This is a genomic window from Pseudoalteromonas sp. CO348 (assembly GCF_004208845.1).
Taxonomy (GTDB): Bacteria; Pseudomonadota; Gammaproteobacteria; order Enterobacterales; family Alteromonadaceae; genus Pseudoalteromonas; species Pseudoalteromonas maricaloris.
This window is the reverse complement of record NZ_SGPI01000018.1, coordinates 1-22,220: the sequence shown is the minus strand read 5'-3', so window position 1 is coordinate 22,220 and position 22,220 is coordinate 1. Positions and strand designations below refer to the sequence as shown.

16 protein-coding genes and 1 pseudogene are annotated in these 22,220 nt (G+C 42.6%); 13 read left to right on the top strand and 4 right to left on the bottom strand.

Annotation, left to right across the window (positions count from 1 at the left end):
* The first annotated feature begins 628 nt into the window (after nucleotides 1-628).
* Together EXT48_RS09865 and EXT48_RS09860 are read left to right on the top strand one after the other, a co-directional pair.
* Nucleotides 629-3,445 (top strand): hypothetical protein, encoded by a 2,817-nt coding sequence (locus tag EXT48_RS09865; RefSeq protein ID WP_130164357.1) that lies wholly within the window; start codon nucleotides 629-631, stop codon nucleotides 3,443-3,445.
* A gap of 339 nt (nucleotides 3,446-3,784) precedes the next feature.
* Nucleotides 3,785-4,402: a chitinase N-terminal domain-containing protein gene (locus EXT48_RS09860; protein WP_130164356.1), complete on the top strand. Its 618-nt coding sequence runs from the start codon at nucleotides 3,785-3,787 to the stop codon at nucleotides 4,400-4,402.
* Nucleotides 4,403-4,499: 97 nt separating this feature from the next.
* Here EXT48_RS09860 and cmoB read toward each other — a convergent pair whose 3' ends face one another.
* The gene (gene cmoB / locus EXT48_RS09855; protein WP_017219248.1) at nucleotides 4,500-5,468 is read right to left on the bottom strand and encodes a tRNA 5-methoxyuridine(34)/uridine 5-oxyacetic acid(34) synthase CmoB; all 969 of its coding nucleotides are present in this window, start codon (nucleotides 5,466-5,468) and stop codon (nucleotides 4,500-4,502) included.
* Nucleotides 5,469-5,476: 8 nt separating this feature from the next.
* Nucleotides 5,477-6,202, bottom strand: a complete 726-nt coding sequence (cmoA, locus tag EXT48_RS09850; RefSeq protein WP_010378032.1) for a carboxy-S-adenosyl-L-methionine synthase CmoA — start codon at nucleotides 6,200-6,202, stop codon at nucleotides 5,477-5,479.
* Between the two features lie 115 nt (nucleotides 6,203-6,317).
* Between cmoA and EXT48_RS09845 the strand changes: the two genes are divergently transcribed.
* Nucleotides 6,318-6,992, top strand: a complete 675-nt coding sequence (locus tag EXT48_RS09845) for a DUF3334 family protein (RefSeq protein WP_010378035.1) — start codon at nucleotides 6,318-6,320, stop codon at nucleotides 6,990-6,992.
* Nucleotides 6,993-7,091: 99 nt separating this feature from the next.
* Here the strand turns inward: EXT48_RS09845 and EXT48_RS09840 are convergent, their stop codons facing one another.
* A complete protein-coding gene (locus EXT48_RS09840; RefSeq protein ID WP_130164355.1) occupies nucleotides 7,092-10,823 on the bottom strand; it encodes a response regulator in 3,732 nt (1,243 codons plus the stop codon).
* A 107-nt stretch (nucleotides 10,824-10,930) separates the two neighbouring features.
* On the opposite strand from EXT48_RS09840, the gene EXT48_RS09835 reads away from it, so the two are divergent.
* The 9 genes from EXT48_RS09835 to EXT48_RS09795 all read left to right on the top strand — a co-directional run bounded on the left by EXT48_RS09835 (nucleotide 10,931) and on the right by EXT48_RS09795 (nucleotide 20,822).
* A complete protein-coding gene (locus EXT48_RS09835) occupies nucleotides 10,931-12,052 on the top strand; it encodes a hybrid sensor histidine kinase/response regulator (RefSeq protein WP_039495550.1) in 1,122 nt (373 codons plus the stop codon).
* A gap of 386 nt (nucleotides 12,053-12,438) precedes the next feature.
* The gene (locus EXT48_RS09830) at nucleotides 12,439-13,281 is read left to right on the top strand and encodes an isopenicillin N synthase family oxygenase (protein ID WP_017219251.1); all 843 of its coding nucleotides are present in this window, start codon (nucleotides 12,439-12,441) and stop codon (nucleotides 13,279-13,281) included.
* A 322-nt stretch (nucleotides 13,282-13,603) separates the two neighbouring features.
* Nucleotides 13,604-14,515 (top strand): N-acetylglucosamine kinase, encoded by a 912-nt coding sequence (nagK, locus tag EXT48_RS09825; RefSeq protein WP_130164354.1) that lies wholly within the window; start codon nucleotides 13,604-13,606, stop codon nucleotides 14,513-14,515.
* A complete protein-coding gene (gene nagA, locus EXT48_RS09820; RefSeq protein ID WP_130164353.1) occupies nucleotides 14,515-15,639 on the top strand; it encodes an N-acetylglucosamine-6-phosphate deacetylase in 1,125 nt (374 codons plus the stop codon). Before nagK ends, nagA begins: the two co-directional genes overlap by 1 nt.
* Before the next feature lie 258 nt (nucleotides 15,640-15,897).
* A complete protein-coding gene (gene nagX / locus EXT48_RS09815; protein WP_130164352.1) occupies nucleotides 15,898-17,031 on the top strand; it encodes a transmembrane glucosamine N-acetyltransferase NagX in 1,134 nt (377 codons plus the stop codon).
* A gap of 262 nt (nucleotides 17,032-17,293) precedes the next feature.
* Complete coding sequence (gene nagB / locus EXT48_RS09810; protein ID WP_045988699.1) at nucleotides 17,294-18,088, top strand: glucosamine-6-phosphate deaminase; 795 nt, start codon at nucleotides 17,294-17,296, stop codon at nucleotides 18,086-18,088.
* A gap of 147 nt (nucleotides 18,089-18,235) precedes the next feature.
* Nucleotides 18,236-19,138: an NAD(+) diphosphatase gene (gene nudC / locus EXT48_RS09805; protein WP_130164381.1), complete on the top strand. Its 903-nt coding sequence runs from the start codon at nucleotides 18,236-18,238 to the stop codon at nucleotides 19,136-19,138.
* Nucleotides 19,139-19,140: 2 nt separating this feature from the next.
* Nucleotides 19,141-20,319, top strand: coding sequence for a cystathionine beta-lyase (locus EXT48_RS09800; protein ID WP_130164351.1), 1,179 nt, complete (start codon nucleotides 19,141-19,143; stop codon nucleotides 20,317-20,319).
* 215 nt (nucleotides 20,320-20,534) lie between these two features.
* Nucleotides 20,535-20,822: a hypothetical protein gene (locus EXT48_RS09795; protein WP_095727881.1), complete on the top strand. Its 288-nt coding sequence runs from the start codon at nucleotides 20,535-20,537 to the stop codon at nucleotides 20,820-20,822.
* A gap of 271 nt (nucleotides 20,823-21,093) precedes the next feature.
* On the opposite strand, the pseudogene EXT48_RS09790 reads toward EXT48_RS09795, so the two are convergent.
* Nucleotides 21,094-21,333: pseudogene (locus EXT48_RS09790) on the bottom strand (site-specific integrase); the annotation flags it as partial.
* A gap of 320 nt (nucleotides 21,334-21,653) precedes the next feature.
* Between EXT48_RS09790 and EXT48_RS09785 the strand changes: the two are divergent.
* The gene (locus EXT48_RS09785; protein WP_130164350.1) at nucleotides 21,654-21,932 is read left to right on the top strand and encodes a hypothetical protein; all 279 of its coding nucleotides are present in this window, start codon (nucleotides 21,654-21,656) and stop codon (nucleotides 21,930-21,932) included.
* The last annotated feature ends 288 nt before the right edge of the window (nucleotides 21,933-22,220 follow it).

Genomic DNA, 22,220 nt, shown 5'->3' with positions numbered 1-22,220 from the left:
TATTTGTAATTGATAATGTTAGTAAATTTGGCGGTGTATCATAATAAGGAACTAACGTAACATCAATTGAAAATTAACAAAAGATGCAGGTAGCTCTTGAATTGCAGAAAGTGAGTGGGATGTAAGAATTGATACTCTATTTTTTATCAAAAAAACAAAAGCGTCGAATTTTTACTTCAAATACAAGTGTGGTCTTATTTTTACTGAATAACATTACATTAGTCCCCAAAAAATTTTTGATTTTTACCTTTTTATATAATTCACTGCTTTTAAGATTATGGAGAAATTAACATGGATATTAAAAACCAAGAGCTGTTACTTGGTAGCTGTTAAGTATAAGCATAGGTGAATGTAAACAGTTTAGCTGGTCGACCTCAGTCTTTGGTATAGATGAAAATACGACTTTGTAACCCCCCCATAAGCAGAAGCAGTTTATTAGTAGAATTTCTCGTAACAACTGCATTATTCGCAAGGATACATCATTGCGGTTTTTATTGGAAAAGGTACAATCCGTAGCTTTTAATGCACCCAAAAAATCAATAACAATTAAGGCTCTTGACATTTTATGGACAGAATTACTTATTTGAGAAAAGTGTTTTATTTCATTTTTCTCACTTTTGGACTTAGCTTGAAGGCATACAGTGCGCCAGGTGTGCCAAGCATTTGGGCACCATCAAGCAACACGACAGGTTATTACAGCATTAGCTGGAGTGCCGGCTCCGGTGAAACACCTGACAGCTATGTGGTAATAGGTGAAGGCTTATCGGGCGGTGTTTACTCTGGCCCAGCAACCTCTTCTAGTCGTGGTCCACTAGATAGTGGTACTTACTATTACCGTGTTAAAGCTTGTAAAAATGGAGTCTGTAGTGGTTTTTCTTCGGTTGTATCAACACGTGTAACTAGACAATACCCACCTGGCACACCAAGCATTAGCAGTCCATCAACGAGCTCAAATGGGTATTTTACCGTCAGTTGGTCGGCAGGCTCAGGAGCTAGTCCTAATTATTATGAAGTAATTGGTGAAAACCTTTCTGGGTATGTTTATTCAGGTGGTGGCACATCTTCAAGTCGCGGACCGCTAGCAGATGGCACCTACTACTATCGTGTACGTGCGTGTAATTCGGCAGGATGTAGTAGTTACTCACCAACTACATCTACCACCGTTTCTAAGCCAAAAATTCCAAATACGCCAAGTATTAGTAGCCCGCATACAAATGATACAGGGTATTTTACAGTCACTTGGTCTGCAGCCTCGGGCCCGCAAGCGACACGATATGAAGTGATTGGTGAAGGGGCTTCAGGCACTATTTCAGATAATATGAGCACTTCGTCCAATCGAGGGCCGCTTACTAACGGAACGTACTACTACCGTGTGAGAGCTTGTAACTCATATGGTTGTAGCGCTTACTCACCAACAACCTCAACGACGGTAGAATTACCTCCACTACCAGGAAAACCACAACTCACAGTACCGACATTGAGTGAGACGGGTAGCTATCAGATTTCGTGGCAAGCTGATACGCAAGGCGGTGTGCCAGCGCGTTACGAAGTAGTTGGTGAAGGTCAATCTGGCAACTTGTATACAGGATCGGCAACCACACTATCACGTTCGGGTATTCGTGAAGGGGACCATTATTACAAGGTGCGAGGGTGCAATATCTCTGGATGTGGCGATTACTCAGATATAAAAGGTATCAAAGTGAGATTACCTATCACCTTACCTAGCTTTATCAAGGCTGAGCAAGAAGGTAGAGGCGTGCTAGTGTCTTGGCAAAAAGTTGATTCAGCGGTGTCTTACATGCTGCAGGTTAAGTTTAACAGCACTGAGTGGCAAAATTATAAAGAGGTTGCACAGCCTAGCGGGTCGACAGCTAGCTATCAGTTGAACAATTTAAATGACGGTGTTAGGGCTTTTAGGGTGTCAGTGTGTACTGCATTCCACTGCTCAGAACAATTTACGCCAGCCAGCAATATCGTGGTTATTGCACCACCTGCAATACCTACTTTAACTGTACCATCATCAAGCACAACAGGTAACTATATAGTGAACTGGTTGAGTCGTTCTGGCACAAAACCAATTACATATCAACTGATTGGTGAGCAGCAAGAAGATTATTTATATGTAGGAGAAGGAACCTCGCTGGTACGTCAAAACTTACCAGAGGATGACTACTACTATCGCGTAAAAGCATGTAACTCGGTCGGTTGTGCTGAGAGTTCAGTTGCTAGTATTAATGTTAGATTGCCCTTGGCATTACCAAACTATATTCAGGCACAGCAACAAGAAAACAACATTGAAGTGTCGTGGCAGAAAGTCTCCTCGGCGAGCTCATACACACTGCAAGTTAAATTTAATAACCGCGACTGGCAAGAAGTCATCAAAGTCCCGCAGCCATCTGAGGGGGATGTCGTTAAGCACCAATTTACTGGCTTATTGGACGGTGCGAGAGTGTTTAGAGTTACTTCATGTTCAGCACTGCGTTGTATGAGTACCTACACGGCCGCCAGTAATAGTGTGGTGATTAATACCCCGACACCAGGTATGCCATCAAAGCCTGCCGCGACGACGGTCGCCGATACAGTCACACTGACTTGGCCGCGTGTAGCATGGGCTAGCTATTACAAGGCACAAGTACAATTCAACGCCTTCCCAGCGAAATATTTTGCTGGTAATACCGTGTCTCAAGTCAGCCAAGATAAGTCAACGGTTTCATTACAGCTAGTAGGCCTTAATGCTGGTACGCGTGTTTTTACGGTGCAAGCGTGTAACTTGTACGATCAATGTTCGTCTTTTTCTGCGCCAAGCAATCAATCTGTTGTTCAAGCTAGCGTGCCAGAAGTACCAGAGAAGCCAACTATATTGGTCAAAGGAAATGATATAGAAGTGACATGGGCAAAAGCACCATATGCAACTTCTTATAATGTTCAGGTGAAATATGGCTCAGGAAACTGGACACTTGTATCAGCAGGTACAGGGGTCGTGCAGCCATTTAGAGAAGCATTAGCATCGGTAACATTTTATAACCTGTCTAATGGTAGCCGACAATTCAGAGTGCGAGGTATTAACGACTTAGGTGAGTCTGAATACTCTGCTGCCAGTGATGTTGTTGTAGTGTTCGCACCAGAAAACAAAGGTGATGAACTAATATGGGAGCAAGTTTCTGGTGCAACCAGCTTTGTGATAGAAAGTGTTTTGTGTGCAGAGAATTGTGAAGAGCTGCCTACTTTAAACTGGCAGCCGGTAGTTACCTTACCTGGCAGTAGTAGAAGTTATGCCATTAAACCGGTAGAAAACAAGATCTATAGAATTAAAGCGTGTTTGGGTAACAGCACATGCAGTCAATGGATATACATTGTGAAGTCTAGTCCAAAGAAACGCATAATCTTTATTCATACAGACTTATTGGGCAGTCCGGTTGCCGAATCAGTGCTTAATGAATATTAGAACAAAATTCCTTATCCAACACTGTTGGATAAGGAATTTAACTAAATACACGAGTGCTTTAGGGAAAAGATTGTAAGTTCAATAAGTGGGAAACAACATCCAAGTTAGCTTTATTGATAGCAAATAGTACCTCTGATCACGGTGTATTCGCCGCACATTTTTGTGTGGTGGAATTACGGTAACGGACAAAAGTCATGAACATTGGGTGTAATGGGTAAGTTACACATTTTAATCTAAACAACCCTAGGGCTGTTTTTTTTGTCCCTGTTATATATAATTTCTTTCTCAGTCGGTAGTTTAGCTTTTCACTGAACTATTATAAATTTAAAGGATTTAATCATGTATAAAAAATATTTGAGTTCAGCTCTATTTTGCGTTTCTGCAATTTCCACTTCAGTATATGCTGCCGCACCCGCTATGCCTAGTAGCGTCTTTGCTACTGTCAATAACGGCAATGATGTTCATCTTCAGTGGTCAAGTGTGCCTGGTGCGCTTAGATATATTAGGCAAGTTAGAATTGATTCAGAACATTGGAGTAATCCAGAGCTAGCTTGGAAAAATGGAAAATTATATGAAACAACTTCTGCTAATTATTACAATATCAGAGCAGATGGTTACCAATATAGAGTAAAAGCGTGCAACAATGATGGGTGTTCAAATTATACTTATTCTAACAAGATAATAATTAATGGTGCTCCACAGGCTCCAAAAAGCGTGACGGCTACAGTGCAAAATGGTAATGACATCAACATTTCTTGGTCGGCTGTTTCTGGTGCGAGTAGTTATATCCGTGAGGCGAAAGTCAACAGTGGTGATTGGATTAATCCCAAAGCATATGTAGATACATCAGCTAGTTTCAAAAGTGTGTCTGCAAACAGATATCAATACAGAGTTAGGGCGTGTAACTCTGTAGGGTGCTCTCTTTGGACATACTCAAATTCGGTTGCCGTTTATTAATACGAAACGCGAGTTTAGATGTTGGCCTCATTCTTTAGAGTAGGCCAACATCAAGCTGAAATGACTTAGAGCCGATTATTGTTTGAAAATATATTACTCAAGCCTTCGCGATAAATATAGCACGGAGCGGAGCGGGGTAGCCTTCAATGGTTTTGCTGGTGTCATTTGGATCTAAGAAATCAGCAAGCGACTCTGTTTCCATCCAAGGGGTTTGGCGCTGCTCGTCTAACGATGTAACGTCTTTGTTTACCACTTTGATATCTTTAAAGCCCACACGCTCAAGCCATAATGTTAATGCGTCGCAGCTTGGAATAAACCATACATTGCGCATCTTGGCGTAGCGGTCGGTCGGCACTAATACTGTATTTACATCGCCCTCAATGACGAGTGTTTCTAGCACTAATTCGCCACCTTTTCTTAGCTGAGACTTTAGCTGCGCTAAAAAGTCGATTGGTGAACGACGGTGATATAGCACGCCCATTGAAAACACAGTATCAAATGCTTTTAACTCCGGCAGTTGCTCTACACCTAGTGGTAGTAAATGCACGTTTGGATCGGGGTTAAAGTGTTTAATCGTTTGGAATTGGCATAAAAATAGATCGGAAGGATCAATGCCAACAACAAGCTCTGCGCCTTCACCGCGCATACGCCACAAGTGATAACCAGAGCCACAGCCGATATCCAATACATTACGGCCGTGAAGGTCGCTAATATGGGGGAGCAGTCGGTCCCATTTCCAGTCGCTGCGCCACTCAGTATCAATATGGACGCCATGTAAATGAAATGGTCCCTTACGCCATGGCATCATGCGTTTTAGTAAATGTGTTAGCTGCTTTTGATGACCTTCATTGACGTCTTCGCCAGTACCTATCTCAACCTTGGTTTTTATATCAACATGCGTGGTTGAGATCTCTGGTAGATTTTTAATGACTTTTTCCCATTTCGGCCAGTCGCCATGTTGGGCTTCTTTTTGCCAATGGCTAAGCTGCGCAGGCAACGTTTCTAGCCAATGGCTCAAAGGGGTTTTCGCAATGGTTGCATAAAAGTCGGTAAACCAATGATTCATAATTGCCTCTATTTTATTGCTACCATTGAGCAGAAGTTAAAGCACTGATACCACACTTGAGTTTGATTAAAGCCAATATCCTCTAATCTTGTCATATGGGTACTTAATGAGTCCGTGCGCATCACGTTTTCAATCGCGGTGCGTTTTTGGCTGATCTCTAATTCTGAGTAGCCATTGTGGCGTTTAAAGTCGTGGTGAAGGTCGATAAGTAAGTTGTCTTTAGTACCGTTTTCACCGCGGATTTTTTCACTTAATAGCAGTACGCCACCAGGTTTTAAACCCTGATATATTTTTTCGAGAACTGCTTTGCGGTTTTCTGGTGGGATAAACTGTAGGGTGAAGTTCATCGCAACGACAGATGCATTGCTAATCTCTATTTCATTGATATCACCTAAAGTGACCGAGACTGGGACGTCAGATTTAAAGCCTTTTAAATGCAGTTGGCAACGCTCTACCATAGGCTGTGAATTATCCACGGCAATGATATGACAGTTTTCTTTATCTATATTTCTACGCATGCTTAGCGTGACCGCGCCTAAAGAGCAGCCTAAGTCATATAAGTTTGAGTTACTTTGCGCGTAAGTACCCGCAAGTTTGCCCATTGTGCTTACTATTGTCGCGTAGCCCGGCACTGAGCGTTGGATCATATCTGGAAACACTTCGACGACATTGGCGTCGAAAGTGAAATCTTTTACTGCTTGCTCAGTGGCATAAATACTGTCTTTGCCCGTCACATTAAATCTCTCTTTGAAAATAATCTCGCTATTTTAGCATTTTATGCTGGATAGTCAGTGATAAATTCAGTAGCTTGGCTACTATTAATAATAAGAAGTAAATATGAGACCAAAAATGGCGAAAAGCAAAGTGATTAGCACAGAAGATATCCTCTCAACGCTATGCCACTCAGTAACAGAAGTTCTGTCTTCGGCAAGCGGCAACCAAATTAACTATTCCGCGATGGTACAAAAGATCACTCGTACCTGTATGAGGCCTGACATCGGCTGTTTCGTATTGTTTGATGGCGGCTTTACCGGTTTAGTCGTAACTAATTTTACCGCGCAAGCAGCAATGGAGGTGTATACCGATTACATGCGCAACATGGGCATGCCTGAAGAAGAAATTGCGCATAGTCATTTGTCCGATGACGTTGCCAACGTTTTGGGTGAGTTGATGAACCAGATTGTTGGTGATTTCACCAACAAAGTACGTGAGCAGCTACATACCTCTATCACGCAAAACCAACCTAAGATGATGGCTATCAACAAACAGGTGCAGATCTCGGTAGACACAACGATGGATCGCCCGCAGGCGAGACGCGTTACCTTTACCACGCAAGGTCAGAATATTTTCTATCTTGAATTGGCAATGGATAAAACTGAATTCATTAAGCTACATGACTTTGATATTGCGGAGTCGGTAGACCCAGATGACATTATTGCAAGTCAGGCTGAGAAGAAAAAGCCAGCGAAGCCGCAGGAAGAAGATGTTGTAGATGACGACTTTATGGATCAGTTAGGACTGTAAAACCGTTTTCTTGGAGCACGTAATTAGAAAGGCCACCTCAGTGGCCTTTCTATTACGTTAAAATCTTCACTTCGCCCTAGGATAAAAATAGCAATGGCACTAATGCAGAGCGCCTTTTCCTGCATTAAGCTCAGGTGCTTCTTCTACATGCTTTATGGATGTTAGCATCATAAAGGCTTCATTGAACTCAAAGCGGGCGATGGCGGTTTTTAATTTCTGTAGTTCTGGTTCAGTCAAATAGCTACTTACTGAAATTGAGTCTACTAGCTCTGTGGCTTGAGTATCATAATCTCTTAACGCACACGCAAGCTGGATAAGTTCCTCTAATTGACTATTGCCACCTTTTTCTTCGTTGTTTTTCGTTACATTTTTTACCTGATGAGACGCTTCTTTTTTACGACGTTTTTGGCATTGTTCCAGTGCATATTTGACGTATTTAATCAGCTCGTCAATTTCGCTCGCATTAGGTGGGCGGACATTAAGAGAAGCTTCAATGTGCTTAAACTCTTCAGTCAGCCTAACAATCGAAAGATTAGCACTAGCACCTTTTAATGCATGTAACATGCTATGTGCCAGTTCAAAATTCTCAATGGCTAAAGCCTGTTTTAAATTGATCAGCTCTTCAATCTGCTGGGATAGGAACTTTTCTAAGATATCGAAGTAAACCTTTTGGTTGCCAGCTGCTCGAGCAATACCTTCGGCAATATCAATGCCTTCAAACTCAATGACCTCATCAACTTCCTCTCCTTCTGTAGTGACTTCTGGTTGGTTTGCTACAGGCGTTGCTGAAAGGTTACTGGTCTCAGCGCTTGCATATTTCAAAATACTTTTAACGAGTTGCTCTACGTCGATGGGTTTGGTGACGTGGTCATTCATACCAGCATCGATGCAAGTCTGGATGTCTTCTTCCATGGCATTGGCGGTCATCGCGAGTATAGGAAGCGTATTTTTATCGAACTCTATACGAAGGTTTTGCGTCGCGGTAATGCCATCCATCACTGGCATTTGCATATCCATTAAAACAATATCTATATGTTTGCTATGAACTTGCTCAATGGCTTCTTGCCCATTATCAGCGACCGCCACTTGAGCTCCGAAGCTAGATAAGATCTCCACTGCGATTTCCTGGTTGACAGGTTGATCCTCCGCAACCAAAATCGATATGCCATTGAGTGCTTGTTTACTAATCGTTTGTTCTTTTTTGGTGATAGTGGTTCTTATTTCTGGTGAGTCAAACACGGCATTTTGAATAACGTCCACAAGATTTGACGGATTAATCGGCTTTAAAAGTACACCATCGACTAAACTGGCTTGGCTATCGTTGAGGTTTAATTCTCGACCATAAGCTGTGACTAAAATGAACTTACTTTGCGACACATCGATTTGCGATTGCAGCTTGGTGATCAGCTCGATACCATCTAATTTCGGCATATGCCAATCGACGAAAATAAGATCGGGTAAATCTTGAGTCAGGACGAATTGATTTAACGCCTTATGAGGGTCTAAATAAGAGCAAACCTGCATACCAAAGTTTGTTAGCATACCGCTTAACACGTCCAATGCGTGTTGGTTATCGTCAATAATTGTTGCTGATAACTCTGATAAGTGGGTAGAGGCCATTTTCGCCTGACTCAGCTCGTCACTGACTTCCATTTCTAATGTGAAATAAAACTCCGAACCGACGTTCTCCTCACTCTCAACATATATTTCTCCCCCCATAAGCTTGACCAGTTGCTGCGAAATCGTGAGGCCAAGCCCAGTACCGCCATATTTTCGGGTGATTGAATTGTCTGCTTGCGAGAAAGATTGAAATAGGTTTTTTTGCTGACGTTTATTCATGCCAATACCGGAGTCTTTGACGCTAAACTTAATTTTCGCTAACCCTTTTTCGACATTGACGAGGGCAACACGAATAACAACCTCGCCAGTTTCTGTGAATTTAACCGCGTTACCCGCTAAATTGATGAGTACTTGGCTTATTCTAAATTGATCGCCAATCACGCAGTAGGGCGCTTGTGAGTCTAAATCAAAGACTAACTCTAGTTGTTTTTCTTGGGCTTTTACACTGACGATGGTGGCAACACTGTCGAGTAGCTTTTCTGTTGAAAAAGCCTGATATTCTAATTCGATTTTGCCAGCTTCGATTTTTGAAAAATCGAGTATATCGTTGATCAGTCTCAGTAATTGCTTTGCCGCAGTATCTATTTTTGATACGTAGTCGTGCTGTTTAGCATTTAATTCGGTCGCAAGTGCGAGATGAGACATACCAATAATCGCGTTCATTGGGGTTCTAATTTCATGGCTCATGTTGGCGAGGAATTCGCTTTTCGCTTTTGCCGAGTTTTGAGCCAAGTCTTTTGCCTCTATTAGCTCACGTTGCAGTTGGTTCCTCTCCGAAACATCTAGGTACATGCCAACAATCCCAGCTACAGCACCATTTTCATTAAAAAATGGCGCTTCGTATACAATCAGTTCCCGCGCCTGCTCTTGGCCATCAAGCAATAGTACTTCGTAGGTTTGCTCTTGGGTTGTGGTGATAATTTCGTGGGCTTTGGACTCAAATAGGCTGGCTATTCCTAAATCAAAAATTTCGTCTAGTTTGGCGCCAATCACATCTACTTCAAATTGATCTAACAGTGCCAAAAAGGACTTGTTTACCCCCATAAATACACCGTCAGTAGAACGGTAGTATGTAGGGTTTGGGATAGCATTGATAATGTGGTGGGTAAGCTCAAGTTGTTCGCTTAAGGCCGATTCTGTCTTTTGTTGTTTTTCGATATTTTCATTAATAGCAAGCGCGAGGCTTAAGTCCTTACACAAGTACTCAAGCGCTTCAAATTGGCTGTCTATCAATGCCTGTGCACTACCGACTAACAGCACATAAACTACATGATTACCGATGGCTAGTGGAAAGCAATAACGGCTTTGTAACTTCACTTCAACCTCTTCTTCTTTGAGCCACAACGGTTCTTGTTGTACTTGTGGTTCATTATTTGTTGCACAAAGCGCTATCGTGGATGCAATAATTGAGTGGCTTGGTGTCACTCCATGGCTTTTCACTAATGACAAGGTGTCGTCTTCTAAATTGGCATAGAGACAAACACTCGGTGCATTGAACTCATTGGCAATAAACTCTAGTGCGTGGCGCACGATAGGTTCGGAGCCGGTAATGGATTTTAGTTCGCGATTATAGTTTTCGATAATTGCGGCTGACGCCAGCTTTTGGCTTTGAGAGGTGGTGGCAGCATGGATCGCTTGTGTGAGCCGTTTTACATCAGCGTCGCTGTTTGTGGGGGCTACTGAAAGAGGGGAGCCGTTTAACGCTTGTGCACGTAGCGTATTGACGATGCGGTAGAGCGGGGAGAAATGTTTAGTGCGCATAAACCAAACATAAAAGCCTAAAAATAGTGTTAACACCGCGAAAGCAAGGCCAGTAATTAACAGTATTTTAAGTTGTTGATTGGTGCGTGTTTCGAGTTCAGCGTTTGCAATGAGAGGCAGTTGCGAGATGGCGTTTTGATAACTTTGAGGTAAATCGGCTTGTTCAACCATGTTTGCTAAAAATCGAGATTTTAATCTTGCTTGAGCTTCATAAATTTGTTGTAGCGGTAGTGGCAATGAGTGACTTGGTGCAGATTTGATGTCATCGAGCCATTGGGCGTTTTTATCTTTGCTATACATCTCAAGTGAGAGGTGGTTGTGATAAGCGGTATTAACGTCGGTCGCGAGTGTGCTATGAGTGGTTGTTGAGTAGTAGATAAGCGTTGCGCTTCCTAGGGCTGCCATCAAGGCGAAAAGTGCGATCCAACTTAGTAATGCTTTTGAGGACATAAGTTATTATTTACGCGTGAAAATTTATATATAAACATAGTCGCGATATACAATTTCTCAAGCTATGCTGTAAAAAGTGTCTATCTTAAGGACTTGAGTAACATTACATGTCAGACATTTTAATTGTTGACGATATGCCGGAAAACCTCCAAGTATTGCAGCTCATACTAAGAAAGGAAGGATATAAAGTATTGGCAGCACGAGGGGGGGACATTGCCTTAGGTATCGTTAAAAAGCATCAGCCTGAACTAATTATTACTGATATAAAAATGCCAAATATGTCGGGGATTGAGCTATGTAAAGTGCTTAAGTCCGACAATTCAACGGCGGCCATTCCGGTTATTTTTGTGAGTGCTTATGAAGACAGCGAGAGCTTGGTACAGGCATTCGAGGTCGGTGGTGTTGATTACATCACCAAACCCTATAAACCCGCTGAAATCATAGCCAGAGTAAACACCCAATTTAAGTTAATTGAAGCGCAAAAGTTAGCGGTAAAACAGCAGCTATCTAAAGCCATAAACCAAATGGTGATGGGGATTGCACACGAAATCAATACCCCGCTTGGTACCAGTATTACGTCCAACACCTTTTTAGAAGGCGTCATGCAAGAGCTACAAAGTGCACTTACCGCAGGTACGCTTACGCAGGATGGGTTGGTTACGGGGTTTGAACAGATCAAAGACAGTAGTGCGCTGTGCAGCCGTAATCTAGAAAAAGTGGCTAAGTTTGTCAGCTTATTAAAATCGGTCTCTCAGTCTGAGCGAGATAGCAGCTGTGCTGACGTTAAATTACAAGAAATAGAAACAAGACTGAAAAAAGATTTTTCCAAGCAAGACGTACAAATCCAGTTTGTTGGTAACACAACAACTGAGGTTTACGTGGATGGACAAGCTCTGGTTGAGGTGTTGAGCAACTTAGTTGAAAACTCTATTGCGCATGCCTGGATTGACCATGATCACCTTGCGACTATCACCTTCACGCACTCGGGTAACAATTTACATGTGAATTATACTGACAATGGAATAGGGCTTAGAGGAATTAGTACACAAGAGTTATTAAAACCATTTGTTACAACAAAAAGAGGTAATGCAGGCCATGTTGGGTTAAGCGCAAATTTAACTGCCAACTTGGTTTCAGGGGCACTCAATGGAGAGTTTAGCGTGAAAAATACACCGCAAGGATTGGAGTGGGATATCCAAATACCGATAGATGCCCCCGATAATGCTTGATCTGCATCAAAAGTCTCAGGTCCTATACATAAAAGCGGACATAAGTCCTTATATCATTTGTCCTAATTCAATAAGCTCGCTCGCTGTTAAAACGTAATCTTTAAAAAGTATTCTGCTAACCATGTAATTAGCTACACTTTTTGAAGAATTATCGACAACACGATCGTATAAGGGCTTTTTAGCCTTTGCTGTTGCTGTTTTTAGTGAGGCTAGTTAAATACAAGTTTACTGCTTAAAAACAACCCCCTAGGTTAACAGACCCGATAACATACGCCTTACCTTCTACTAGGTACGCAGTGTTGAGATGACACGGGAAGTGCGTTATTTACTCCAATGTGCAATTGAGTAAATAACCATGAATTACTAATAATTTTGGTGGAACCATTATGCAACAGTTACCTACCGTAGACTATCAATCGCCAAATGCTGCGAAAGAATTTGTAGAATCTTTAAGAAACACGGGTTTTGGTGTACTAAAAAATCACCCAATCCCACAAGAGTTGGTTGAATCAATCTACAAACATTGGCAAGAATTTTTTAATTCAGAAGAAAAACACGAATTCCTTTTCAATAAAGAAACCCAAGATGGTTACTTCCCACCAGAAGTCTCTGAAGTTGCGAAAGGTTTTACTGTAAAAGACATTAAAGAGTACTTTCACGTTTATCCAAAAGGTCGCGTACCGGCTCAATTAGAAGCAGAGATTCGTGAATATTACCGTTTAGCGAGCGAGTTTGCTCAAGAGTTGCTAAGCTGGGTACAAGCGGAAGCGCCTGCAGATGTGAGAGCGAGATTCTCTATTGATCTCAAAGATATGATCAAAGAATCAGAGCAGACACTACTGCGTATTCTTCATTACCCACCAATGACAGGCGATGAAGAACCAGGTGCAATTCGCGCCGCAGCTCATGGTGATATCAATCTACTTACTGTATTGCCTGCGGCAAATGAGCCTGGCCTACAAGTGCAAAGACAAGATGGCAGCTGGTTAGACGTACCATGCGACTTTGGTTCGCTAATTATTAACATTGGTGACATGCTGCAAGAGGCGTCGGGTGATTACTTCCCATCGACAATTCACCGTGTGATTAACCCTACGGGCAAAGCGTCGACGAAATCTCGTATTTCATTGCCGCTATTCTTACATCCAAGACCGGATGTTGTGTTGTCAGAGCGTTACACTGCAGATAGCTATTTGCAAGAGCGTTTAAGAGAACTTGGGGTTAAGTAATCTAGACTTACGATAGCGAATAACCTGAACGATAAGGTTAAATCGATAAAGCGACTTGATGTAATATTGAGTCGCTTTTTTATTATGTGTCTAACAATCCCTAATCTCTGTTAGTCCTTGTAATTTGACGATTATTGCAATTTTTCACTGACAATCCTCACAATCTGTGCAATATTAGTTTTTTTCAAAATGAAGAAATTTCTTGAAAAATTTAATGACAACGCTGTCATTTGTTGTGTAACATCAATTCAACATGAATGAAAAACCGTGTCTAACGAAAATAATAACGCGGTCTAATCCAGAACAAGGTAGGGGTCTTTACATGATGGCTAAACAGGTTAACCAAGACCAACTATACATCGGCGTCGATGGTGGTGGAACAAAATGCCGCGCTACAATTTATTCTCTTCAACATGGCGTTTTGGGTACGGGTCTAGGCGGTCCTGCGAATCCCCTACATGGTCTAGAGCGCACGCTTGAATCCATCATGGTGTCGACACAAATGGCGTTACAAGACGCGGGTCTTCGTGTTGAACAAGTACATGAGCTAAATGCAGGTCTTGGCCTTGCAGGTGTTAACTTACCCGCGCTCTATGACAAAATCATGCAATGGGAGCATCCCTTTAAACAAATGTTCCTTACCACAGACTTACACACCGCGTGTATTGGTGCTCATGAAGGTAGCGATGGTGCCGTGATTATTACGGGCACCGGCTCCTGTGGTTTTGCGTTAGTTGATGGTAAAACAGTGAACTATGGTGGTCATGGCTTTGCTCAAGGCGATATGGGCAGTGGCGCATGGATGGGATTAGAGGCGGTAAAAGCTGCATTGCTCGATCTCGATGGCCTTGGCGAAAAAACGACATTGAGCCAAGTGTTACTTGAGCACTTCAGTGCGAAAGGGGCAATGGGTATTGCAGAGCAAATGGCGGGACAACCGTCTAGTGGTTATGCAAAGCTGGCTCGTTATGTATTAGAGCAAGCCAAGCTAAATGATGAAATTGCTCTTTCTATCGTAAAGTCTGGTGCGGAATATATTAGTCGTTTAGCTAAGCGTTTACTTGAACTAAACCCACCTAGACTCTCTATGATCGGCGGATTATCAGAGCCGCTACAACCTTGGCTCGACCCAGAAGTTGCAAAGCAAGTCCAATTACCGAAACAACCTCCTGAAATGGGGGCAATTTACTTTGCAATTCAAAGTGCAGGTCAAGAATTAAAAAAGGCGAACTAATGACGACTCAATGTTATTTTGCTCCAGAATTTTTTGATGGTGAAAATTTTAGAAAAGACGTTTATTTCGAAGTAAACAACGGCCAAATTGGTTATATTAATGAGTCGCAAGCGACCAATGTATCCAAGTTATCGGGACTAGTTGCACCAGGTTTTATTGACGTACAAGTTAATGGTGGTGGCGGTGCATTTTTTAACGCCGAGCAATCCACTGAATGCTTGGCGATTATGGTTAAAGCACATGGCCAATTTGGTTCCACGGGACTAATGCCAACCCTTATCACTGACAAAATTGAAGTAATGCAACAAGCGGCAGCCGCAACAGCAGCAGCTATAGCAGCTAATCAGTCAGGGGTGCTTGGGATCCACTTTGAGGGCCCACACTTATCTCACCCTAAAAAGGGTACGCATAGCGAAAAGTTCATCAGACCAATCTCAGAGCAAGAGTTTGCGGTATACGCGCGTCAAGATTTAGGTATCAAAATGGTGACTTTAGCACCTGAAACCGTGCCACTTAGCGATATAGAACGCTTGATTTCACTGGGTGTGAAAGTGTGTATTGGCCATTCAAACGCGGACTATGACACCGCTAACGCTGCACTCAATGTTGGCGTGGATGGCTTTACGCACCTATTTAATGCAATGTCTGCGTTTACTTCCCGTGAGCCGGGCGTTGTCGGTGCCGCGCTTTGGAATGACAATAGCTGGTGTGGTTTGATTGTTGATGGCCACCACGTTCATCCATTGTCGGCGCAACTTGCGATTCGTACTAAGCAGCGTGGCAAAATGATGCTAGTGACGGATGCCATGCCTCCGGTTGGGACAGATGATACGGAGTTTGACTTTTTTGATGGCAGAAAAGTTATTCGTACCGGTGATCGGTTAAATTCAACAACCGGTGAGCTTGCAGGTAGTGTATTGGATATGGCAAGTGCGGTGCGAAATACCGTCAATACGCTTAACGTGAGTCTAGCGGAGAGTTTGCGCATGGCCTCTCTTTACCCTGCGCAATATCTTGGCCTGTCTCAAAAGGGGCATCTAAGATCGGGTGCTGATGCTGATTTCGTGGTGCTCAACAGCGATTTGATTGTGAAGCAAACCTATATTGGTGGTCAGTTGCTGTAATTGATTTGCAATTGAATAGTGGACGGAAACGGCCGCTTAAGTTTCCCTGATAAAACCCCGCAGCAGTACCGCGGGGCTTTGTTTTTTAAGCTTAGCCGGTATTTGGTTAAGCATGGGTGGATCGACAACTCAGGAAGTTAATGTCGTGTGCGTAATGATAGAGTCATGATTGCAACGCGCATCAAAACTAACCTTGAGTCAAATGGATTTGCTTGATTGAGCGATCCATAGTTAATGTTTTCACGCGGATAAATAACAATGACAACGAATAATAAGCCAAAGCGACTTGCGTCTTTAGATGCCTTACGCGGCATGGATATGTTCTGGATCTTAGGTGGCCAGTCTATTTTTGCGGCACTGTTTGTATTGACCGGATGGCAAGGCTGGAAGGCGTTTGAAGCGCACACGCTGCACAGCCCTTGGCATGGCTTCACTTTTTATGATCTTATCTTTCCACTGTTTATCTTTTTATCGGGTGTGGCGATGGGCTTGTCACCTAAACGTATCGACCATCTGCCCTTTAATGAACGTAAACCGTTTTATCTCAAAGCACTGAAGCGGCTTTTGTTACTGTGTGCTTTTGGCGTGTTATACAACCATGGTTGGGGAACTGGGATCCCAATGGATCCTGACGGTATTCGCTACGCCAGTGTATTAGGTCGCATTGCGTTTGCTTGGTTCTTTTGTGCTTTACTGGTTTGGCATACGAGCTTGCGAACCTTGGCTTATGTGGGTGTAGGCATATTGATATTTTATTGGTTACTGCTTTGCTTTATCCCGGTTCCTGGTGGGCAAGCGGGGGACTTGAGTGCAAATGGTGTTGGTAGTTGGAATGCGTTCATTGACACATATTTACTGCCAGGGATCAGTTATCAAAATCGTCCTGTTGACCCAGAAGGTGTGCTGTCAAGCTTACCTGCCATTGTAAACGCTATCGCAGGTGTATTTGCTGGTCGTGCTATTGCTAATGCACAAACGCAGGGAGAGTGGAAAACCGTTGGTATTTTGGCAGGCTCAGGTGTACTCGTCTTAGCACTAGGTTGGCTTTGGGACATGCAATTTCCAGTTAATAAAGAATTGTGGACAAGCTCATTTGTGCTAGTAACCGTCGGCTGGAGTGCAATTCTACTTGCAGTATTTTACGCGATAGTAGATGTACTGAGTTTTCAGCGTTGGGCGTATCCTTTTGTTATTATTGGGGCTAATTCCATTATTATTTATTTAGCGTCGAGCTTAGTGAATTGGACCTTTATTAGTAAAAGCGTATTCGGTGGCGTGATGGCCGCTGTGCCAACTGCGTGGCAACCATTAATTGCTGTTTTTGCGCTACTGGCGGTACAGCTTTTAGTGCTGCATTGGATGTATAAACGCCGTATTTTTGTAAGTGTATAATATTCACCAGCCTCCTTTCAAAAAGCCCACCGTTGTGGGCTTTTTAACACCTTTCGATTGCATAGAGTAAAAAATATCCATATTTTTTTTCACTTTTGCTTTACAAGCGAATTATTTCTGATAATAATGACAGCGTTGTCATAATGGTAATAACCTAATGTTGTGTATCCCAATTAGGTTCGATCTGACCTTGCTTTGATTGCACGCGAGGCAAGGCTCAGATCCCATTTTATTCTAATCATCTCAACATTTGGTTAATCGTATGCAAGTAGTCATTTTAAAAGACGCTGCCGAAGTGGCAGCATATGGTGCAGACATTTTTACAACGCAATTAAAGCGTAAAGCTAACTCTGTGTTGGGATTAGCGACGGGTTCAACACCGGTCGCTTTGTATCAAGAATTAATTAAGCGTAACCAAGCGAACGAAATCAGTTTTGCTGAAGTTACCAGCTTTAACCTAGATGAATATTTAGGCTTAGATGGCTCGCACCCACAAAGTTATCGTTACTTTATGCAGCAGCAGCTGTTTGACCATATCAACATTGATAAAAGTAACACGCACGTACCACCGGGGGATGCAAAAAATCCAATTACGGCGTGCGGCGAGTATGAAGCGCGTATTAAATCTGCTGGTGGTATTGATGTACAGCTATTAGGTATTGGCAGAAATGGCCATATTGGCTTTAACGAGCCGTCTTCTGGCTTAACGTCACGCACTCGGGTTAAAACTCTAACGAAAGCGACGATTGATGATAATGCTCGTTTTTTTAAAGCTGATGAGTATCAACCTCACTTGTCAATCACAATGGGTATTGGCACGATTTTAGACGCTAAAAAAGTCGTGTTATTAGCGACGGGTGAAAATAAAGCCGATGCCGTTGTTGCTATGGTGGAAGGCCCGTTAACTGCGGCGTGTCCGGCTTCGGCACTACAAATGCATCGTGATGCTGTGATCGTCATCGATGAAGCTGCGGCATCTAAGCTAAAAGATATTGAATTCTATAAGCATATTGAAAACGAAAATCAAAAGCTGTTGGACTATCTTGCCTCTCTGTAGTGTGAAATCACACTGTAGTTTTCAAAAGCCCATTTATGGGCTTTTTTTTTGCCTGTACCTTTGTGCTATGGTAGTTTTAAGGTCTCACCGAGGTGGATAAAATGTTCCAGAACACGAAGGAATAGGGGCTTGCTGTATTACACGCAAATGACGTTAGACAGAGCGTCTAACGAAAGAAAAGATCAAAACTGGTTATTATCTCAAATGGGTGACAATAGTCGCTGGTTATTAATTCAAGACGACGCTAATTTAGTGCGTGCCCGAGATAATGAATTACATTATCTTTCTCGCAGAGAAGTCGCTGATTTAGCGCTCCAAGACGCGATATTCTTAGGCCGTGACGAAGCGCACAGCTATTTTGCGCTTGACGTCTCTAAACAACGAGACAAGCTTTCTTTTATTGACACCGAGTCAGAATTCATCGATATGCGCCAAGTGGGTCGTAACTTACCAAAGCAACAAGGCTCAATTGGCGTGCTTGCACGAGGCTTATGCTACTGGCATAAAACCCATTGTTTTTGTGGACGTTGTGGGCAACCCAATAAAATGGTTGAAGCAGGTCATGCAAGACGTTGTGTTAACCCTGAATGTCGCCATATGACGTTTCCACGTACAGATCCCGCCGTTATCATGCTTGTCACTCATGTTTTCCCTGATGGCGTTGAACGCTGCTTGTTGGGCCGTCAGGCTGTTTGGCCTGAAGGCGTATTTTCGACGCTGGCTGGGTTTGTTGACCCCGGCGAGTCGTTAGAGCAAGCCGTGATAAGGGAAGTGATGGAAGAGGCGGGTGTTGAAGCATACGACGCCACTTATATTGCCTCACAGCCTTGGCCGTTCCCGTCATCACTTATGCTTGGGTTTATCGCGAAGGCGAAAACCACGGAGATTTTTGTCGAGCAAGATGAGCTTGAGCAAGCTAAATGGTTTTCACGGGCGGAGCTTAATACATTTTCAGAGTGGGGCGATACAAAGCCCGGCTATAAACTCACCAGAGAAGACTCGATCTCCAGATATTTAGTTGAATACTGGCGTGCACAATCAGAAGAGTAATTATGAAAAAGCATACTAAAATCGTTGCTGCTGGAAGAAAAGCAGAATATACCAAAGGGGTAGTAAACCCAGTTGTTCAGCGCGCCTCTACCGTAGTTTTTGAGAGCGTTGCCGAAATGCAAGAAGCGATAAAAGGCCGTGGACATCGCACTTTGTTTTACGGCCGCCGTGGCACCAATACCCATTTCGCCTTGCAAGATGCCATTACTGAGCTTGAAAATGGTGCGGGTTGCGCCTTATATCCGTCTGGTGCTGCTGCTATCGCACAGTCACTACTGTCATTTTTAAAAGCAGGCGATCACCTGCTGATGGTAGATACAGCGTATGAACCAACCAGAGATTTGTGCGATAAGCTGTTAAAAGGCTATGGTATCGAAACCACTTATTATGACCCTATGGTTGGCGCTGGTATTGACGCGTTAATTCAAGACAATACCAAAGTGTTGTTCTTAGAGTCTCCAGGTTCAATCACCATGGAAGTTCAAGATGTGCCTGCGATGGTTGAAGTTGCAAAGCGCCGTGGCGTTATCACTATGCTTGATAATACGTGGGGTAATGGCTGGCAGTTTCGTCCGCTCGATCATGGTGTTGATATCAGCATTCAAGCGGCAACCAAGTATATTGTTGGGCATTCGGATGTCATGATGGGGGTCGCTGTTGCAAACGAGCGCTATTGGCCTGAGCTTAGAGAGCACTCGTATTTGCTTGGTCAATGTACGTCTGCAGATGATGCTTATTTAGCACTACGTGGGTTACGTACTATGCCTGCGAGGTTAAAACAGCACGAGCAGTCGGCAATGACGGTGGCGAAATGGCTCGAAGCGCATCCGCTCGTGGATCACGTTAGACATCCCGCTTTTGAGACTTGCCCAGGCCATGAATTCTTCAAGCGAGACTTTGATGGTAGTAATGGTTTATTTTCAATCGTAATGAAAGAAGGTAGCCAAAAGGCGATTAACCGCTTCTTAGATGCTTTATCCCATTTTAAAATGGGTTTCTCATGGGGCGGCTATGAAAGTTTAGTTACAGCCAATAAAACCATGGAGCATTTGCGATCAACCACAGGTTGGGCATTGGGCCCCGTGATCCGCCTTCACATAGGTCTTGAAGACGTAGAAGACTTGATAGAAGATTTAGAACACGCACTTAAGGTCTACGAGCAAAACCTCGGCAAATCTTAAAATTTCGGTTCGACTTATTGGTATGGGGTGCTTCATTTTAAGTGAGGTACCTCAGATTTATTGAGCCACAATAGCTGTTGGATCAAGACTGAAAACTGTAGAGAACAATACCAGTTTGGCGCAGTTTAAGCGTAAAGCACAGGGAACCTTTAGAGGGAGGTTATGTCTAATAGCGACGTCATGAAAGTATTGCAAACTGAATTCAAGGAAAGGTGATGAAGTTAAACAGACTGATTATGTTACCGATAATCTCACTCAGCGCTTGTGTAGTAATGCCTGTGCAAGATACTGCTCACACCAACAAGTGCGAGATTTCATCGGATAGAAAAACCCTAAAGATAGTCGATGTTGCAGATGAAACCAATACCTATTATTCCGTGAGTGGAATTATATTAACGCCGATACTCGTTCCTACTACCGCTATTATTTCGGGAACTTATGTGCTGGCAAATAATGCCTATCGTCTTGGGGAAGAGACGATAAAATGCGAGAACAAATCTTAAAACCAACTACAGATTTGTATAATTGTTGCGTCGTGTGTTGGTTTAAGCACAGCGCAACGCTCCAAAACCACTTGTGCGAGCTCCTTGGTTTGCTGAATTTTTACTTTTCTTAAGTATTTAGCCTTCAGCCTACAAATATCTCCTTTTTACAACTGTTTTCTAATAAATTGAAAAATATAGATATTTTAATGCTTTTAAGTTGTTTACGTTTAGTTTTCCCATTCAGAGCGAACGCCCATATATGTCACTTATTTTCTCCTTATTTTCCTCTCAAATAGGCTAACGCGTTAAGTGCAATTTTTTGTGTGTTGATAGCCACATTTCGTTGGTTGGCAAGGAAGACTAAAAATTGTGTAACCTCTTCCGTTCCCATTGTCTCAGGGTGACGCTTGTGGTGAAAGTTAATGAATGCCTTAATCCAATATAGGTAGGTTTTTTCTGTACTAATGCTGTAACCACGCATACGCATTTCTTCCTGAAGACCTTTCAGAAATGGGCTTTTTAGACTCATGATAACTGCTTACCTTATGTGGCTGTGTACATATACAGTGTTATCTGAAGTTCTCGGATATCAAGGAAAATAATGAAAAAAATTTTGCGCGTTTACGGATGAATAAATTAAAAAATGTTATTTTTATCAATAGGTTATTTGTTTTTTATTTGAGATAATAGGTTTGGGAAACGCGCATGCGCATTTTTCCAGATGGTATATTTAGCAGAATGCTGATAAGTTCTTTGCATACTGATAGTTAACTGTGCGCGTTTTCATTGGTCCAATGAGGTAACCGCGCATGCGCACGAATAAAATGTTATAAGCCCAAAGGGAATTCAGTGAAACTTAACCATACATATCAAAATGTCACTGTAAATGAAGTACACGTAAAAAGAGTTGGAAGTGAGTTTGAGATTACGCTTTCATTCAGGAATCAAGCTGAATATCTAAATGTTGTGCTTAAGGGCATCCGTGAAATTGATAACATCAGTGACTTGTTAGAAGCGGATCGGTTATGGGTCGAAGAAAATGATACCAATCAAACAGAGTTTGGTAATTTTACATTAGGTATTTCAAGTGAATGCTATTCAGAAATATTTTTTGATTCAATGTGTTAAGGGCTTATAACAAGTTACTCAAAAGGACGCAAAACGCTTGGCTTGCGCTCCTTCGTCGCCAATTTTAGCCAAACATTTATGCGCCCATTAGTAAGGCGTTGAGGCTGTAGAATTACTCTTTTCAGGTACTGGATTGTTGGTTTTGGATTGACTATTTCTTAACCTTGAATCGAGTTGGTTACTGTGATCTAATAGCTATTATTCACCCACGGTAATCTGTTATGGCCAACTATAAGCCAGACTTATCCCGCCAAAATAAATTCATTCCAATCAATTTCGCTGAGCAAA

Bases quoted from the DNA above. Each gene is read 5' to 3' on its own strand.
- nagX (WP_130164352.1), top strand. From the start codon at position 15,898: ATGACAACGAATAATAAGCCAAAGCGACTTGCGTCTTTAGATGCCTTA.
- cmoB (WP_017219248.1), bottom strand. From the start codon at position 5,468: ATGAATCATTGGTTTACCGACTTTTATGCAACCATTGCGAAAACCCCT.
- EXT48_RS09835 (WP_039495550.1), top strand. From the start codon at position 10,931: ATGTCAGACATTTTAATTGTTGACGATATGCCGGAAAACCTCCAAGTA.
- EXT48_RS09840 (WP_130164355.1), bottom strand. From the start codon at position 10,823: ATGTCCTCAAAAGCATTACTAAGTTGGATCGCACTTTTCGCCTTGATG.
- nagB (WP_045988699.1), top strand. From the start codon at position 17,294: ATGCAAGTAGTCATTTTAAAAGACGCTGCCGAAGTGGCAGCATATGGT.
- EXT48_RS09845 (WP_010378035.1), top strand. From the start codon at position 6,318: ATGGCGAAAAGCAAAGTGATTAGCACAGAAGATATCCTCTCAACGCTA.
- EXT48_RS09800 (WP_130164351.1), top strand. From the start codon at position 19,141: ATGAAAAAGCATACTAAAATCGTTGCTGCTGGAAGAAAAGCAGAATAT.
- nagK (WP_130164354.1), top strand. From the start codon at position 13,604: ATGATGGCTAAACAGGTTAACCAAGACCAACTATACATCGGCGTCGAT.
- EXT48_RS09830 (WP_017219251.1), top strand. From the start codon at position 12,439: ATGCAACAGTTACCTACCGTAGACTATCAATCGCCAAATGCTGCGAAA.
- nudC (WP_130164381.1), top strand. From the start codon at position 18,236: ATGACGTTAGACAGAGCGTCTAACGAAAGAAAAGATCAAAACTGGTTA.
- nagA (WP_130164353.1), top strand. From the start codon at position 14,515: ATGACGACTCAATGTTATTTTGCTCCAGAATTTTTTGATGGTGAAAAT.
- EXT48_RS09860 (WP_130164356.1), top strand. From the start codon at position 3,785: ATGTATAAAAAATATTTGAGTTCAGCTCTATTTTGCGTTTCTGCAATT.
- EXT48_RS09795 (WP_095727881.1), top strand. From the start codon at position 20,535: ATGAAGTTAAACAGACTGATTATGTTACCGATAATCTCACTCAGCGCT.